14 protein-coding genes are annotated in these 15,945 nt (G+C 32.2%); 2 read left to right on the forward strand and 12 right to left on the reverse strand.

The window, feature by feature from the left end; translation table 11 throughout:
- Positions 1–10: 10 nt before the first annotated feature.
- Together asnB and E0K96_RS02660 are read right to left on the reverse strand one after the other, a co-directional pair.
- The gene (gene asnB, locus E0K96_RS02655) at positions 11–1,591 is read right to left on the reverse strand and encodes an asparagine synthase B (RefSeq protein WP_168080983.1); all 1,581 of its coding nucleotides are present in this window, start codon (positions 1,589–1,591) and stop codon (positions 11–13) included.
- Positions 1,592–1,617: 26 nt separating this feature from the next.
- Positions 1,618–3,711: a glutamine synthetase III family protein gene (locus E0K96_RS02660; RefSeq protein WP_206080553.1), complete on the reverse strand. Its 2,094-nt coding sequence runs from the start codon at positions 3,709–3,711 to the stop codon at positions 1,618–1,620.
- Positions 3,712–3,966: 255 nt separating this feature from the next.
- Between E0K96_RS02660 and purF the strand changes: the two genes are divergently transcribed.
- A complete protein-coding gene (gene purF, locus E0K96_RS02665) occupies positions 3,967–5,370 on the forward strand; it encodes an amidophosphoribosyltransferase (RefSeq protein ID WP_168080985.1) in 1,404 nt (467 codons plus the stop codon).
- Between the two features lie 24 nt (positions 5,371–5,394).
- Here the strand turns inward: purF and E0K96_RS02670 are convergent, their stop codons facing one another.
- Together E0K96_RS02670 and E0K96_RS02675 are read right to left on the reverse strand one after the other, a co-directional pair.
- Positions 5,395–5,784, reverse strand: coding sequence for a hypothetical protein (locus E0K96_RS02670; protein WP_087297382.1), 390 nt, complete (start codon positions 5,782–5,784; stop codon positions 5,395–5,397).
- A 1-nt stretch (position 5,785) separates the two neighbouring features.
- Positions 5,786–6,121, reverse strand: coding sequence for a hypothetical protein (locus E0K96_RS02675; RefSeq protein WP_129737755.1), 336 nt, complete (start codon positions 6,119–6,121; stop codon positions 5,786–5,788).
- Positions 6,122–6,231: 110 nt separating this feature from the next.
- On the opposite strand from E0K96_RS02675, the gene E0K96_RS02680 reads away from it, so the two are divergent.
- Entirely contained in the window at positions 6,232–6,582 is a 351-nt protein-coding gene (locus tag E0K96_RS02680) for a hypothetical protein (protein WP_168080987.1), read from the forward strand.
- A 26-nt stretch (positions 6,583–6,608) separates the two neighbouring features.
- On the opposite strand, the gene E0K96_RS02685 is transcribed toward E0K96_RS02680, so the two are convergent.
- From E0K96_RS02685 to ilvA, 8 genes are all read right to left on the reverse strand, one after another.
- Positions 6,609–6,977 (reverse strand): hypothetical protein, encoded by a 369-nt coding sequence (locus E0K96_RS02685; RefSeq protein ID WP_168080989.1) that lies wholly within the window; start codon positions 6,975–6,977, stop codon positions 6,609–6,611.
- Positions 6,978–7,276: 299 nt separating this feature from the next.
- Positions 7,277–7,933: an ATP-binding protein gene (locus E0K96_RS02690; RefSeq protein ID WP_168080991.1), complete on the reverse strand. Its 657-nt coding sequence runs from the start codon at positions 7,931–7,933 to the stop codon at positions 7,277–7,279.
- 178 nt (positions 7,934–8,111) lie between these two features.
- Positions 8,112–8,927: an AAA family ATPase gene (locus E0K96_RS02695; protein WP_168080993.1), complete on the reverse strand. Its 816-nt coding sequence runs from the start codon at positions 8,925–8,927 to the stop codon at positions 8,112–8,114.
- A gap of 41 nt (positions 8,928–8,968) precedes the next feature.
- A complete protein-coding gene (locus tag E0K96_RS02700; protein ID WP_168080995.1) occupies positions 8,969–9,805 on the reverse strand; it encodes a DUF2262 domain-containing protein in 837 nt (278 codons plus the stop codon).
- A gap of 126 nt (positions 9,806–9,931) precedes the next feature.
- Positions 9,932–10,438, reverse strand: a complete 507-nt coding sequence (locus tag E0K96_RS02705) for a GNAT family N-acetyltransferase (protein ID WP_087304515.1) — start codon at positions 10,436–10,438, stop codon at positions 9,932–9,934.
- 128 nt (positions 10,439–10,566) lie between these two features.
- Positions 10,567–11,103 (reverse strand): DUF7010 family protein, encoded by a 537-nt coding sequence (locus E0K96_RS02710; RefSeq protein WP_087244768.1) that lies wholly within the window; start codon positions 11,101–11,103, stop codon positions 10,567–10,569.
- Positions 11,104–11,247: 144 nt separating this feature from the next.
- A complete protein-coding gene (gene carB, locus E0K96_RS02715; RefSeq protein ID WP_168080997.1) occupies positions 11,248–14,466 on the reverse strand; it encodes a carbamoyl-phosphate synthase large subunit in 3,219 nt (1,072 codons plus the stop codon).
- Between the two features lie 230 nt (positions 14,467–14,696).
- Complete coding sequence (gene ilvA / locus E0K96_RS02720; protein ID WP_087244770.1) at positions 14,697–15,899, reverse strand: threonine ammonia-lyase; 1,203 nt, start codon at positions 15,897–15,899, stop codon at positions 14,697–14,699.
- Positions 15,900–15,945 lie beyond the last annotated feature (46 nt).

Below are 15,945 nucleotides of genomic sequence, written 5' to 3' on the forward strand. Positions count from 1 at the left end.
ATCATCCTTTCTACTTTCCACTATCTCCATAATTTTCTAAAAACCTGGCAGAAGGATCGTTGACCTGACAGCCTTCCCAATTTGGATTTGGCATCCAGAATCCTTTCACCATTTGTGCCTGATGTGGATAATATTTTTCAAAGATTTCACGATATAATAATGACTCTTTTGTAAATGGTTGGGCGAAATCATATTTCTTTCTTTTTTCTTCAAATTCCTGATCACTATAATAATTATTCGCATAAGATTTGATTTCATCACTTAATGAATGTCCTACCGCATCTGAAAAAGCTGCTTTTTCACGCATTAAGATATCTTGAGGTAAATATCCTCTGTCAAACGCTTTACGCAATAAATATTTTCCTTTTCCATAATTATTCATTTTTAAAGCAGGATCAATATGCATAACATAATCCACAAAAGCCAAATCTCCAAAAGGCACACGTGCTTCTAAGGAATGAACACTAATACAACGATCAGCACGTAAGACATCATACATATAAATTTCTCGAATACGTTTTTCAGCTTCCTTTTGGAATTCTTTTGCATTTGGCGCAAAATCTGTATATTTATAACCAAATAATTCATCTGAAATCTCACCCGTTAATAAAACTCTAATATCTGTATGCTGATGAATATACTGACAGACAAGATACATACCAATAGATGCACGAATTGTTGTAATATCATATGTTCCTAAAGTGGCAATAACAGGTTCTAAAGCACTTAGAACATCATCTTTTGTGATAATCACTTCGGTATGTTCACTGCCAATAAACTCAGCCACTTCTTTGGCATATTTTAAGTCAATAGCATCTTTGTCCATACCAATCGCAAAAGTACGAATAGGCTTTTTCAATAGACGAGAAGCCACAGCACAGACAAGTGATGAATCTAATCCTCCACTTAATAAGAAACCAAGTGGTGCATCTGCATCCAATCTTTTTTCAATACCTTTGACTAATAAATCATGTATATTTGTATAGATTGTATTGAAATCCTCATGATGATAGTTTTCCACCAGGCTCATATCTCTATAACAAACAAACTCCCCATTTTGATAATAATGTCCTGGTGGAAAAGGTACAATCTTATCACAGATGCCAACTAAGTTTTTGGCTTCTGAAGCAAAGACAATGTGCTGATGATCATCATAACCATAAAATAATGGGCGAATCCCAATCGGATCTCTAGCAGCAATAAATTCTTTTGTATCACCATCAAAAAGAATTAATGCAAATTCTCCATCTAATTCTTTAAACATGTCTACACCCATTTTTTGATAAAGAGGAAGCAGAATTTCACAATCACTCTCCCCTTGAAAGTCAAACCCCTGCTTCATCAATTCTTCTTTCATTGGTCTAAAACCATAGATTTCACCGTTACAGACAACATAATGCTTCCCTCTTTGAAATGGTTGCATACCATACTCATTTAATCCCATGATGGATAAACGTTGAAATCCCAATAGCCCTTTACCTGTATCAATAATACGCACAGCATCAGGTCCCCTGGTATGTGTTCTTTCAAAACCCTTTAAAAAAATCTCTTTTTCTACATTGCTGTCGCAATATGCCATAATCGAACACATTGTCATAACCCCTCTCTTATATAATTTTATAAAATACCAAATAACAGTTTGCCATATGTTGGGAATGGCCATACATTTTCCGCAGTTAATGTTTCCAATTCATCACATGGTGTACGTAAAGCACTCATAGCTGGAATGACTTCATCTCGATAATAGAAAGCTGCCTTTTCAAAGTCTTCAATCGCTTCAGCTTCTTTTAAGACTTTGTCTAAATGTTTTGTAGCTTTGAAAGCTTGATCTAATAATGCTGAAACATCTTTTAAAGTTTCTTTTTCATAAACATTTTCTAACTTGGCAACTTCTGTTTTCATTGCACAAGTTTGTGCTAAGTCATATGAATATTGACTGACAGCTGGTAAGATTTCTTTTTGAGCCATATTGACCATTGTTAAAGCTTCAATATGCAAAATCTTGACATATTCTTCCATCATAATTTCATAACGAGAATGCACTTCTTCTTCATCAAAGACTTTATGTCTTTTAAATAATTCAATATTGTTTTCCTTGATAAAATATGGTAAAGCATCAGGTGTTGTACGTAAGTTTAATAGTCCACGTTTCTTGGCTTCCTCTACCCATGAATCATCATAACCATTACCATTGAAAATAATACGTTTATGTTCTTTGATTGTTCCTTGAATCAATGCATGTAATGCTGAAGAAAAATCCGGTGCTTTTTCTAGAATATCCGCAAATTCTTTTAATTCATCTGCAATCACTGTATTTAAAACAATATTACATCCTGCAATAGATGAACTTGATCCTGGCATACGGAATTCAAATTTATTACCTGTAAAAGCAAATGGTGAAGTACGGTTACGATCTGTTGTATCTTTAGGAAATTTAGGTAAGACATGAGCCCCAATCTTCATGACTTCTTTTTCCTTAGAATCATATGGTCGATCTTCTTCAATAGCTTTTAAGATTTCAGCTAATTCATCACCTAAGAAAACAGAAATAATAGCTGGCGGTGCTTCGTTAGCTCCCAAACGATGATCGTTACCTGCAGTCGCAACAGATAATCTCAACAAATCCTGATGTTCATCAGCCGCTTTAATTACAGCGCATAAGAATAATAAGAATTGAGCATTTTCATGTGGTGTATCTCCAGGTTCTAATAAATTCACACCTGTATCTGTTGATAATGACCAGTTATTATGCTTTCCGCTTCCATTGATACCATCAAATGGCTTTTCATGTAATAAAGCTACCAAACCATGTTTTTTCGCAATTCTTTGAATCAATTCCATTGTTAATTGGTTATGATCAGTCGCAATATTGGTAGTAGAGAAAATAGGTGCTAACTCATGTTGAGCTGGTGCGACTTCATTGTGTTCAGTTTTCACTAAGACACCTAATTTCCATAATTCTTCATTTAAATCATTCATAAATTCTTGTACTCTACTCTTAATCGTTCCAAAATAATGATCTTCCATTTCCTGTCCTTTTGGAGATGGTGCACCAAATAAAGTACGTCCTGTATAAATCAAGTCTTTTCTTTGTTCATAATATTTTTTATCGACTAAGAAATATTCCTGTTCAGGTCCCACTGTTGTTTTGACATTCTTGACATTTTCATTACCAAATAACTTTAAGATACGTAATGCCTGTTTGTTGATAGCCTGCATACTTCTTAATAATGGTGTCTTTTTGTCTAAAGCATGCCCTGAATATGAACAGAATGCTGTAGGAATACATAAAACGCCATTTTTAATAAAAGCATAAGAAGTTGGATCCCAAGCTGTATATCCTCTGGCTTCAAATGTTGCACGTAATCCCCCATTCGGGAAAGATGACGCATCAGGTTCTCCTTTAATTAATTCCTTGCCAGAAAATTCTAAAATAACTTTCCCATTTTTGTTTGTTCCAATAAAACCATCATGCTTTTCAGCTGTTACACCTGTCATCGGTTGAAACCAGTGCGTATAATGTGTAGCTCCATGTTCCACAGCCCAATCTTTCATTGCATTCGCCACAGCATTTGCAATCTTGATGTTTAAAGATTTCCCCTCTTTAATTGTTTTTTGAAGTTCTCTGAAAGTATCTTTCGCAAGTCTTTCTTCCATGACTTCTTCATCAAATACCAAAGTTCCAAAAATATCAGTTATTTTCATTTCCATATCTATCACTCCTTTATGTAAACCTATCCGTTTACTTATTTTGCATTATGATACAGCTTCGTGTTTTTGTCAATGTTTTTTTATCATTTTAATAAATTATTATCATATTTGATTGAAAAAATACAATTATTCCGTTATAATAAAGACGAATAGGAGATATTGAATCCCGTAATATCTATTTTTATGTAACATCTTATACAACAAATTTTGATATATGTATCTCCTATTCTTCTATAAAATATAAGGAGAACAATAATGATAAATGATTTAAAAGAAATTCATGAGGAGTGTGGTGTGTTCGGTGTGTTTCAGCATCCAAATGCAGCTAACCTCTGTTATTATGGTTTACATGCCCTTCAGCATCGCGGGCAGGAAGGAGCCGGTATTTTAGTTGCGAACGATCATCAGCTTTCTATTCATAAAGGAGAAGGTTTGGTCACTGAAGTTTTTAACAGTGAAAAGATTCATCAGATGAATGGCATTCACGCTATTGGTCATGTGCGTTATTCAACTGCTGGTGGTGGAGGTATTATGAATGTACAGCCTTTACTTTTTAGAACCATGGCAGGTGATATGGGAATTTGTCATAATGGAAATATTGTGAATGCTAATGTATTGAAAGCTGAACTTGAAGAACAAGGCAGTATCTTTTCATCTTCATCTGATACTGAAATCTTAGGACATTTAATCAAACGTCAAAAAGGACATATGATAGATCGTATCTGTGCTTCTTTAGAAAAATTAGATGGTGCTTTTGCTTTCCTCATTCTTTTAGAAGATCGTCTCTATGCTGTCAGAGATCGTTATGGATTAAGACCACTAGCTATTGGACAGCTCCCTAATGGCGCGTATGTCTTTGCTTCAGAAACATGTGCATTAGATATTGTAGGCGCTAAATTTCTAAGAGATGTCGAGCCAGGAGAAATAGTCAGAGTCAAAGGCAATCAATTGTTATCTCGTCTTTATACAAAACAACCTATACATGATAAGATCTGTGCTATGGAATATGTATATTTTTCTCGTCCTGATAGTATCCTTGATGGTATCAATGTTCATACAACACGTAAAAATGCTGGAAAACAACTTTATTTAGAAAGTCCAGTAGATGCTGATATTGTCATTGGCGTGCCAGATTCATCTATATCTGCTGCCATTGGATATTCAGAAACTTCGCACATTCCTTATGAAATGGGACTGATTAAAAATAAATATGTTGGAAGAACATTCATTCAGCCTACGCAGGAATTAAGAAATCAGGGTGTTCGTATGAAGCTTTCGGCTGTTTCTTCAATTGTGAATCAAAAAAGAGTCATCATGATTGACGACTCTATTGTCAGAGGAACAACATCCAAACGTATTGTGACTTTATTAAAAGAAGCAGGTGCTACAGAAGTTCATGTCAGAATTGCTTCACCTGCAATCAAATATCCTTGTTTTTATGGTGTAGATACTTCTACTCTTGATGAATTAATTTCTCACAAGATGACAACTCAGGAACTTTGCGCATATATTGGTGCTGATTCCTTAGCCTTCATCAGTGAAGAAGGACTTCAAAAATCTATTCATTTCAAAAAAGAACATACCTGTGATTTATGTATGGCTTGTTTCAATAGAAAATATGTCACACCACTATATGATAATGATTTTCAAGACGATTAAAGGTTTGTCAAAACGACAAACCTTTTATATTTTTATCGCAATAATCAAAGCCAACATCCCAATAACAAGAACCGTCCCACAAATCCTTAATACTTTATTTTCCTGCTTAGAAGATAGCCATGAAAATTTTTCACTTATTAACTGCTGTGTCATAGATTTATAAATTTCAACGCCTAAGAAAATTAAAAATATGATATACAATTTTAAAGAGTTCACATCAAACCCTGAAAACAAATCACAAACATATGCCCAAAGCAAAACAACAATAACCAAACCAGTAAAATAAATTCCTTTAGAATAACTATAGGTATTCCAATAGCCATATGCCTGATAATCTCGACAGAGCACATCTTTAATAATCAATGTCGAAGCAACTACAAAGAACAAATAGTCTGCTGAAGTCATATATAACATTTTACTCTTCTTCCCTCTTAAAAAAGTGCTTATCAGCAACATATTGACTGATTTTCAGTCTACGTAAAGTTTTGCTTTCATAAACTACAATAATACCTAGTATTGCTATTTTGATATATGCAATTCCAAAAGATAAAAAAAGACCTGGAAATACAAATAAAAACAAGACTGCAAGCCAATCCTGTATAACTTCTCTTTTCCATTCTTTCTTAAATAAATCTGGAAACAAAGGCTTATCTAGAATACAAACCAGACATTTATCACTCATCACTTCATATAATATAATCCCAATAAACATAACACATATATAAACAATTTCTCGAATGATTTCTTCCATTTTAATCACCATCTTATATATATCAAAATAATATGAATTTTTTGTGTATTCACTTTTTTGTTTAGATAACATCGTTTTCTGTTATATAATGAAAAAGAGGAGTGGACATCATGAATAAAAAGAAAATACGTCTCATTATTGGAGGGATTATATCCCTTCTCATAGCATGGATCATCATAGACACTTTCACAACTGTTCCTATCTATTTATATATTGATCAAGTCCATGGGCAACAATCCCAGATTATTATTCATATTTCTGACGGTTCAGGTCATTATTACTATAAAAAATATAAGCTAAATCAAATAGAAGATGGTGTTTATCAAATTCAGGGTTATGGCTCTATGCTTTCAGGAAAGAAATACCCTTTAGAAATAACAATTGATAATAGTCAAAATCAAATCAAAGAAATCAAACAAAAAAACTTGGACAATCAATTAGAAACGATATATTCTCAATGAAATAGCAAAATAAAGCTATTTCTTTTTTATATAAACTTAATCATGACCAACAAAGCTAATAGTGCAATGACTATAGAAGTTCCACAAACTTTTAAAACCATATTTTCTTGTCTTGATGAAAGCCATAAAAAATGTTCCGTAATAGAATGATGATTTTTCATTTTATAAAAATCCATACCTACAAATAGAACATATATCATTAAGATTTTTAAATGATTTAAATTCATTTCATCATGTAAATATAATAAAAACAACAATAACCCTATAACTATACTTCCTATTATATATAATCTTTTTGAGCCATTAAAAACATGTCTCTTAGAAAAAACATCTCTTATGACATAAGATGTAAGTCCCATAAAGAAAGCAAATTCTGGCATTGTCATATACAACATATGATTTTCTCCCCCTCCATTTTCTTATCTTGATTTCAGTATAACAAAGCAAGATGAAAACAATATGTTTATAATCTTTACTTCAGGTTAAGATTTTATTAAAACAAAGCATTATCGCAATTGCCTACTAGATATTTACTAAACATATATAATTCATATATGTGAAAAGCCTATACAAACATCCATTTGCATAGGCTAAAGTTCCTATAATATATTTATTCGTTCTTCTTGTACGATAGTTAACTTTTGAAAAATATCCTCATTACTATTATCTGTATTTTGTAAATAAACTTTTTTCTCTATCGTAACTGATATTTAGTAGCTCGTCCTTTCCCCGACTTATCAATAATATTTTTATCAGATAATGAATTCAGTATTCTAATAAGCTTTGCCTTATTAGAATGACTTTGTTTTTCTATTTCTGCTCTTGATAATTTTAAATTTCCATGAAAAAGCTGTACAATCAATTGTTCCTCGCTTGTTAAACTAGCTGTACTTAATACAGTTGGTAATATAATTGTTATGGAGTTTTCATAGACTTTGAATTGTAGTTTTGTTAGAGAATTGTTATATGATTTGTTGATTCTTTTGATTCCTGTACCAAACATTTCTATATATCTTAGTCTATAGAATACATTTCCTATAATTGGATTTCTAATCATTGAAATCTGTCCATCGAGATATTCTGCTTCACTCATTCCTGAAGGAAGACCTCCTGGAAAACTTATTTCGATTCTATCATCAAACATACTTACTCTTATAAATGCATTGATGTCCCAAAAGCGATGAATCATAGCATTGGCTATAGCTTCACGAAACGCATTTTCTGGGATACGATTGACAATCTTCCTAGAAGTTCCATCAACCTTTTCATATTGATAATATTTTTTATATATTTCAACGCTTTCTTCCAATAACAATAAAATAGATTTATTTTTTAAAATAATTCTATCCATAATTTCATCAATATCTTGTCCAAATTTTATAATATCAACACCCTTATAATTATTTTGATCAGCAAGTAATAACGAAAAACATTATCGTTTCATTTCTATCAATTAATTATCAAATGACAATTGTGTTCAATAAGCTACAATTTCTCTGAAAAACAAAAATTTCAGATATCTACAAGATTTACTCAAATTCTTTTTCATTCTTTTTAAAAAAATTGTAAAAATAGCGAACATTCTCTAAATCACTCCATTTGGTAACAGCATATTCTTTGGAATCAATATTATATATTTTTGCATCTAAAGTTCCTAACATAAAAGGTGAATGCGTTGCAATAATAAACTGACAATCTAGCCACCTTGCCATGTTATTAATTTCTTGGGCTAATGCAACTTGATTTGCAGGAGAAAGAGATACTTCAGGTTCGTCTAATAGATATAATGCATCCGATTGTAAAAAGTTATCAAAGTATTGCATAGATGTCTCACCATTAGAATATTTTTCTTGTGCAAACATGATATACTCCATCTGTTTTGAACCATCCTTTGACTCTAAATATTTTCTTGCTTCTTCCTTCGTCATTCCCTTTTTTACATAATCATATAACATACCATCTGATAACACTTGTTGCTGTTGAATTTTCTTAATCTCATAGAGAATATCTTCACTTTTGATATAATGGCTATTCTCTGGTAAGTGTCTTATCTTTTGACCAAGTTCATCTTCACCCAAACGATAAAAGCATTCTAAACAAAATTGAGTAAAGTAGTTTGTCATACCATATGAATGACAAGTTTCATTTTCCCTGCCTTTAAGTTCTAGCTTGTTGGCGATAATATAAAATAATGTTGATTTTCCAGAACCATTATTCCCATAAAAGACTGTTACTGGTGTAAATACAAAAGGCTCTATATCTTTATCCCTAAAAACACTATACGGATAAATATGAGGATTAGATATTTGAGAATCACTCAATTGAAAACTTCTTAAATATATCATGAATAAAGAATCCTCCTTTGCTCAATTGCAAGTTTTTACTCTCATCCAGCTATATTAGCACTTATAATTTCTCCATTTGGCTTAACCTCTATTTCAATAGCATGTCCCCAAAACATATCGTCATCATTGTAAAACAAAGATAAACTTCCATCAGAACTAACTATTATTTCACTCATTTCCATACGCTTCATAAATATTTCTTTTGTAATTTCTTCAGTATCAATTTCATCTGATGCATCCATCCACTCATTTGCAAGTTCTGTTAGTTCTTGTGCAGCAAATTCACGGTACTTCGTATCATTTTCCACAATATTATCTACTACCTTTTTTAGTACCATCATTGCCTGTTTTGCAGTATCCCCATCCTCCTCATCGGTTTCCAGATATGCATTCACTTCTACTCCATTCCAATTGACAATTCCCTCAAACCATGAAAATTCTCTATCTATGGCAAAAGAACCTAATTCATTTTCTATAGAAATTGGCTTAGAATAATATTCTTTTAAAGCTTCCAATTTTTCATTTGAAGCATTTTCTTCAAGTACATTTATAAGCATATATCTGTTGTTTATATATTGTGATTGATATGGCAGCAATTTTTGCGGTATACATTTTCTAACAGTGATACGATAAATGCCAAATTGCTCAAATTTATATCCCCATCCATTGCGTTTATTATCATTTTTTATAAGCCATTCAACACGACCTTTCTCATGAAAGAACTGACCAGTACGCAAATCTATAGACGCAAGAAAATCAACAAAAGGTTTCAACATGTCTTTTATATTTGCAGCCCCTTTACACGGTGATTGTACTAAAATAAGCATTTCATATTCTTCTGTTTCGAATTCTTTTTCAAAATCTGTTTGTACTGACATAATTCGCACCACCTTTTCTTAATCATTTATATACTTAAATTTCCTTGATTCATACAATTTTTTTCTCTTCTTACCCTCCAGACAAGAAGTATCTCTCGCTTTTTGCTAGGTCAATTAGGATTTGTTTTACAACTTGATTTCATATCCTATTTCATGTAAAACATATCCATCGTCAAACACCTCATCATAAACTCCATCAACTTTTGTGAAACCATTTTTTTGATACAATCGAATAGCCGGTTTATTTATATCTACTACAAATAATCGCAAATATTCAGCACCAAGTGATTTAGAAATTTCTTTTGCTTTATTGAGCATTTGCTGACCAATTCCTTTTTTAGAATACTCAACATTAACACCCAATCGGTCAATATACATTGCTTTAGCAGATTTTTCACTCCATTCAACATAAGCTTCTCCTGCATTGTTATCACATAAAGCAAAAGCAGATATGATTTCTTCATCATCTGCAATAACATAAAGACGCTTGTTATTTATGTCATCTTCAAAGAACTCGCAAGGATAAATATCATCCCAAATTTGAATGTTATTTTTATTCATATTTTTTATGATCTCTTTATAAATTATTTTCAGTTGTTTCAGATCTTCTATTCTTGCTAGTCTAAATTCCATCTTATCATCTCCAAAAATCGATATTGTTCATTATGATTACACTTCTAAATTAGGATTTATCTTTTTCTATAATATACGACTGTAAACTTTGCTTTATTTAACACGCTGATAAACTGGTATTTGCAATTCTAATCTTTCATAAGTTTTTTATTTTCAAATACTAATAAAACACTAAATATTATCTCTATCCCTATCATCATCATTGCAAGAACATAATTTTCAAAAGTTAATCCTACTACTAATGATAATATAGGGATTATTATAGATAACACCATATATGATTTTGAATTATATAACCAACTATAAGGTAATAGATGACCCCCAAAAATCATAGCAATAACCATTAGCATTTTATCTGGCAATGTAGGATAAATCCACATTGCTATTAAAAGATATATCATTTGATTTGCAGAAAATAGTATTCCTAAATTATTTAATGGATTACTTCTATCTTGAAATTGTATTTTTAATATTTTAGATATTAAAAAAGCTATTGGTAATAATGGTGCAGTACAACAAAATGTTAATAGATTTTTTGTTAATACAGGCAAATTTGTTAATTGTACTATTAAAACCATGGTCCATATTACTACTGATGCAATGATAAAATGTATACCTTTCTTTTGCTTTTTACTGCAATCTTTTTTTAATTCCTCCAAATTCATTTTTTATCCTCTCCTACAACTTCTAATTTGTCTACTCCTGTATGTTTATTATACCAATAACTATTATCCTCAACAACGATATCCTTCTATTCAACTATTTTTAACCAAAAAAAGAGAATAGATAACTCCATTCTCTCATTGATTTTATTGAATTTCACGGTGATATTCTTGTAAAGATTTCACTGCATGGCTACCATGAATCTTCATTTCCATAATTCCTTCTAATGCAGCTTTTGCAGCAGCAATGTTTGTCATATATGGAATTCTCATCTTAATAGCTGTTTTTCTGATATAGCTATCATCATGAGCACTTTGTTTACCATGAGGTGTATTGATCACCATAGCAAGTTCACCATTTGTAAGGGCATCTGTAATGTTTGGACGTCCTTCATTTAATTTCTTAATTTTTTCAACTGGTACACCTGCTTCTTGAATTAAAGCGTATGTATTTCCTGTTGCTACAATTGTAAATCCTGCATCGTAATATCCTTTTGCAAGAGAGACAACTTGTGGTTTATCTAAATCATTAACACTGATTAATACTTTTCCTTCAGTTGGTAAGATTGTTTGTGTCGCTTCTTCAGCTTTATAGATAGCTGCTCCAAATGAACTTCCTAATCCTAATACTTCCCCTGTTGATCTCATTTCTGGTCCTAAGATTGGGTCAACTTCTGGGAACATATTGAATGGGAATACAGCTTGTTTAACACCTACATGTGGAATTTTCTTTTCAGTTAATTTTGGTACTGGTGATTCTCTACCAGTTAATTCCATTGTCACAATATCAGTTGCAATCTTCACCATATTAACATTACATACTTTTGATACTAAAGGTACTGTACGTGAAGCTCTTGGGTTGGCTTCAAGAACATAAACTTTATCATCAGCAATCGCATATTGCATGTTCATAAGTCCACGAACATTCATTTCTTTCGCGATTTTCTTTGTATATTCTTTGATTGTTTCTAAATGTCTCATTGGAATATGTTTAGAAGGTAAGATACATGCTGAATCTCCAGAGTGAATACCAGCTAATTCAATATGTTCCATAACAGCTGGAACGAAAACATTTGTTCCATCACTAATAGCATCTGCTTCACATTCCATTGCATTATTTAAGAATCTGTCAATTAAGATTGGACGATCTGGTGTCACACCAACAGCCGCAGCCATATATTGTTTTAAGCTGTCATCATCATAAACAACTTCCATTCCACGTCCACCTAAGACATAAGAAGGTCTTACCATTAATGGATAACCAATTCTTTTAGCGATTTCTAAAGCTTCTTCAACATTGACAGCCATTCCTGATTCTGGCATAGGAATTTCTAATTTTTCCATCATTTCATTGAATAAATCTCTATCTTCTGCCATATCAATTGTTTCAGGTGTTGTTCCTAAAATATGCACACCATTTGCTTTTAACTGAGAAGCTAAGTTTAATGGTGTCTGTCCACCAAATTGAGCAATCACACCAACTGGTTTTTCCTTATCATGAATACTTAAAACATCTTCTAATGTTAATGGTTCAAAATATAATTTATCAGAAGTATCATAATCAGTAGAGACTGTTTCTGGATTACAGTTGACAATAATTGTTTCAAATCCTAATTTCTTTAAAGCAAGTGAAGCATGAACACAGCAATAGTCAAATTCAATACCTTGACCAATTCTGTTTGGTCCTCCACCTAAAATCATAATCTTTTTCTTATCATGATGAATATCACTATGATCTTTGGCATTATATGTAGAATAGTAATATGCACTATCTTTTGTAGCACTAACATGAACTGGTTCCCAAGCTTGAGTAATACCATTTTCAATTCTTTCATTTCTGATACTATCTTCAGAAACATTTAAAATCTGGCTTAAATATTTATCTGAGAAACCATCTTGTTTAGCTTGTCTTAAAACATCTACTGGCAACTGTTTTCCAGCATATGATTTTAACATTTCTTCTTCATCAACTAATTCTTTCATTTGTTCAATGAAGTAATGTTTAATACTTGTTAATTCATATAATTCTTCAACAGTTGCTCCTTTTCTTAAAGCTTCGTACATGATGAATTGTCTTTGACTTGTAGGAACTGTTAATTTTTCTAATAATTGTTCTTTTGTTAATTCATTGAAATTCTTTGCATATCCTAAACCATATTGACCAATTTCAAGAGAACGAATCGCTTTTTGGAAAGCTTCTTTATAAGTCTTACCAATACTCATAACTTCCCCAACAGCTTTCATCTGTGTTCCTAGTTTATCTTGTGCACCTTTGAATTTTTCAAAAGCCCATCTTGCAAATTTAATAACAACATAGTCACCATCTGGTACATATTTATCTAAAGTTCCATATTTTCCACATGGAATTTCATCTAAAGTTAAACCAGCAGCTAACATAGCTGAAACAAGGGCAATAGGGAAACCTGTTGCTTTTGAAGCCAAAGCACTAGAACGTGAAGTTCTTGGGTTGATTTCAATAACAACAATTCTATCTGTTTTTGGATCATGTGCAAACTGAACGTTTGTTCCACCAATAACACCAATTGATTCTACAATTCTAAAAGCCTGATCTTTTAAACGATCTTGAACATCTTGAGAAATTGTCAACATTGGCGCACTACAGAAAGAATCTCCAGTATGCACACCTAATGGATCAATGTTTTCAATAAAACATACAGTAATCATATTGTTTTTAGCATCTCTGACAACTTCTACTTCTAATTCTTCCCATCCAAGAATAGATTCTTCAATCAAACATTCATGAACAAGACTTGCCTGTAAACCACGAGAAACAACTGTTTTTAATTCTTCAACATTATAAACAAGTCCTCCTCCGGCACCACCCATTGTATAAGCAGGTCTCACAACAACAGGATAACCTAATTTATCAGCAATCGCTAAAGCTTCATCAACTGTATTCGCAATTTCACTTCTTGCCATATCAATACCAAGTTCATTCATGGCTTTTTTGAATTCTAAACGGTCTTCACCACGTTCAATCGCATCAACCTGCACACCTAGAACTTTGACATTGTATTTATCTAAGACTCCGGCATTATGTAATTCAGCACATAAGTTTAATGCTGATTGTCCACCTAAGTTAGGCAATAAGGCATCTGGTCTTTCTTTTTCAATGATTTGTGTTAATCTTTTTAAATTCAATGGTTCAATATAAGTCACATCAGCAGTTTCTGGATCTGTCATGATTGTCGCTGGATTAGAATTGACTAAGACAATCTTGTATCCTAAACTTCTCAATGCTTTACATGCCTGTGTTCCTGAATAGTCAAATTCACAAGCCTGACCAATAATAATAGGTCCTGAACCAATAACTAATACTGTGTTTACATCTTCTCTTTTTGGCATATCTTTTCCTCCTTACCCATAAAAAAGACATATCAAATCAAATGATATGTCCTATAACAAATATAAAAAATAAGAAAAAGAAGACTCTGGAGAAACAGCTATTTGATTCGTTGTTTTTAAACCAAAATCCATCATTTTTCTCATTCCTTTCCTTATCCTTAATAAGTATATATTTTTGTATTTATACATTCAAGAAAATGATAAATAATAATCAAAAAGATAATATATTATCAATTTATTCTTGTGATTTCATATCCCTCTTTGGCAAATGTATCTATAATTCTTTGTATATGCTTTTCTCCATTGGTTTCACAAGTGACACGTAATTCCACTTCAGAGAAACGTGCAAAGTTCTTAAACTGGTTATGTTCCACACCAATAACATTCGCATTACATTGAGCTAAAACATGAGATACATATTCAAGTTCACCAGGTTTATCTAATAACTGTACAGTAAATGTAAAGACACGACCTCTAGCAATCAATCCTTTATTAATCATTGAAGAAATTGTTAAAACATCAATATTTCCACCACTAATCAAAGATACCACTTTTTTATTCTTTTCATTTAATTTCTTTAATGCTGCAAGAGATAAAATACCTGAATTTTCAGCAACCAGTTTATGTTTTTCCACAAGCAACAAGAACGCATCCATCAATTCATAATCAGAAACCGTAATAATACCATCCACATATTCTTTAATATAATCAAAAGTCATATCACCAATTTCTTTAACGGCTGTTCCATCCGCAATTGTATTGGCTTCTTTTAAAGCCACAACCTGATCTTCGTTAATAGCCGCTAAAGCACTGGCAGCACCTTCTGGTTCTACTCCAATAATCTTGATTGTTGGCTTGATTTGTTTGGCAGCACAGGCGATCCCTGAAATCAATCCACCACCACCAATTGGCACTAAGATAATATCTGCTTCAGGCAATTCATCAAGAATTTCTAATGCAATTGTTCCTTGCCCTTCAATGACATCTTCATCATTAAATGGATGTACAAAAGTATATCCATGTTCCTTTTGTAAATCACAAGCTTTCTGATAGGCTTCATCATAAACTTCACCAGCCAAAACAACCTCAGCCCCATGTGCTTCTGTTGCTTCTACTTTAATTAATGGTGTATGTTGAGGCATTACAATTGTGGCCTTGACACCTAACTTAGAAGCTGCATATGCCACTCCTTGCGCATGATTTCCAGCTGAAGAAGCAATTAAACCTTTAGCTTTCGCTTCATCATCCATTTTGACAATCTTATTATAAGCCCCTCTTATTTTAAAAGCACCTGTTCTCTGTAAGTTCTCAGGTTTAATATAAACCTGATTTTTACATTCCTTTGAAAAAGCTTCACTATATATTAAGGGAGTAGGAATAATGACTTCATCAACTCTCTTTTTGGCTTCTTGAAAATGCTTTAAATCTAACATATTGAATCTCCCTCTCTTTCATATATTTTCAACATTATAACATAAC

Source organism: Massilimicrobiota sp. SW1139 (genome assembly GCF_012027715.1).
Classification (GTDB): domain Bacteria; phylum Bacillota_I; class Bacilli_A; order Erysipelotrichales; family Coprobacillaceae; genus Allocoprobacillus; species Allocoprobacillus merdigallinarum.

What these genes read in the sequence shown, in the direction of transcription:
- E0K96_RS02705 (WP_087304515.1), bottom strand. Translation starts at nt 10,438, where the DNA reads ATGGAATTTAGACTAGCAAGAATAGAAGATCTGAAACAACTGAAAATA.
- E0K96_RS02680 (WP_168080987.1), top strand. Translation starts at nt 6,232, where the DNA reads ATGAATAAAAAGAAAATACGTCTCATTATTGGAGGGATTATATCCCTT.
- carB (WP_168080997.1), bottom strand. Translation starts at nt 14,466, where the DNA reads ATGCCAAAAAGAGAAGATGTAAACACAGTATTAGTTATTGGTTCAGGA.
- E0K96_RS02690 (WP_168080991.1), bottom strand. Translation starts at nt 7,933, where the DNA reads ATGGATAGAATTATTTTAAAAAATAAATCTATTTTATTGTTATTGGAA.
- E0K96_RS02685 (WP_168080989.1), bottom strand. Translation starts at nt 6,977, where the DNA reads ATGTTGTATATGACAATGCCAGAATTTGCTTTCTTTATGGGACTTACA.
- asnB (WP_168080983.1), bottom strand. Translation starts at nt 1,591, where the DNA reads ATGTGTTCGATTATGGCATATTGCGACAGCAATGTAGAAAAAGAGATT.
- ilvA (WP_087244770.1), bottom strand. Translation starts at nt 15,899, where the DNA reads ATGTTAGATTTAAAGCATTTTCAAGAAGCCAAAAAGAGAGTTGATGAA.
- E0K96_RS02670 (WP_087297382.1), bottom strand. Translation starts at nt 5,784, where the DNA reads ATGTTATATATGACTTCAGCAGACTATTTGTTCTTTGTAGTTGCTTCG.
- E0K96_RS02710 (WP_087244768.1), bottom strand. Translation starts at nt 11,103, where the DNA reads ATGAATTTGGAGGAATTAAAAAAAGATTGCAGTAAAAAGCAAAAGAAA.
- E0K96_RS02695 (WP_168080993.1), bottom strand. Translation starts at nt 8,927, where the DNA reads ATGATATATTTAAGAAGTTTTCAATTGAGTGATTCTCAAATATCTAAT.
- E0K96_RS02700 (WP_168080995.1), bottom strand. Translation starts at nt 9,805, where the DNA reads ATGTCAGTACAAACAGATTTTGAAAAAGAATTCGAAACAGAAGAATAT.
- purF (WP_168080985.1), top strand. Translation starts at nt 3,967, where the DNA reads ATGATAAATGATTTAAAAGAAATTCATGAGGAGTGTGGTGTGTTCGGT.
- E0K96_RS02660 (WP_206080553.1), bottom strand. Translation starts at nt 3,711, where the DNA reads ATGGAAATGAAAATAACTGATATTTTTGGAACTTTGGTATTTGATGAA.
- E0K96_RS02675 (WP_129737755.1), bottom strand. Translation starts at nt 6,121, where the DNA reads ATGGAAGAAATCATTCGAGAAATTGTTTATATATGTGTTATGTTTATT.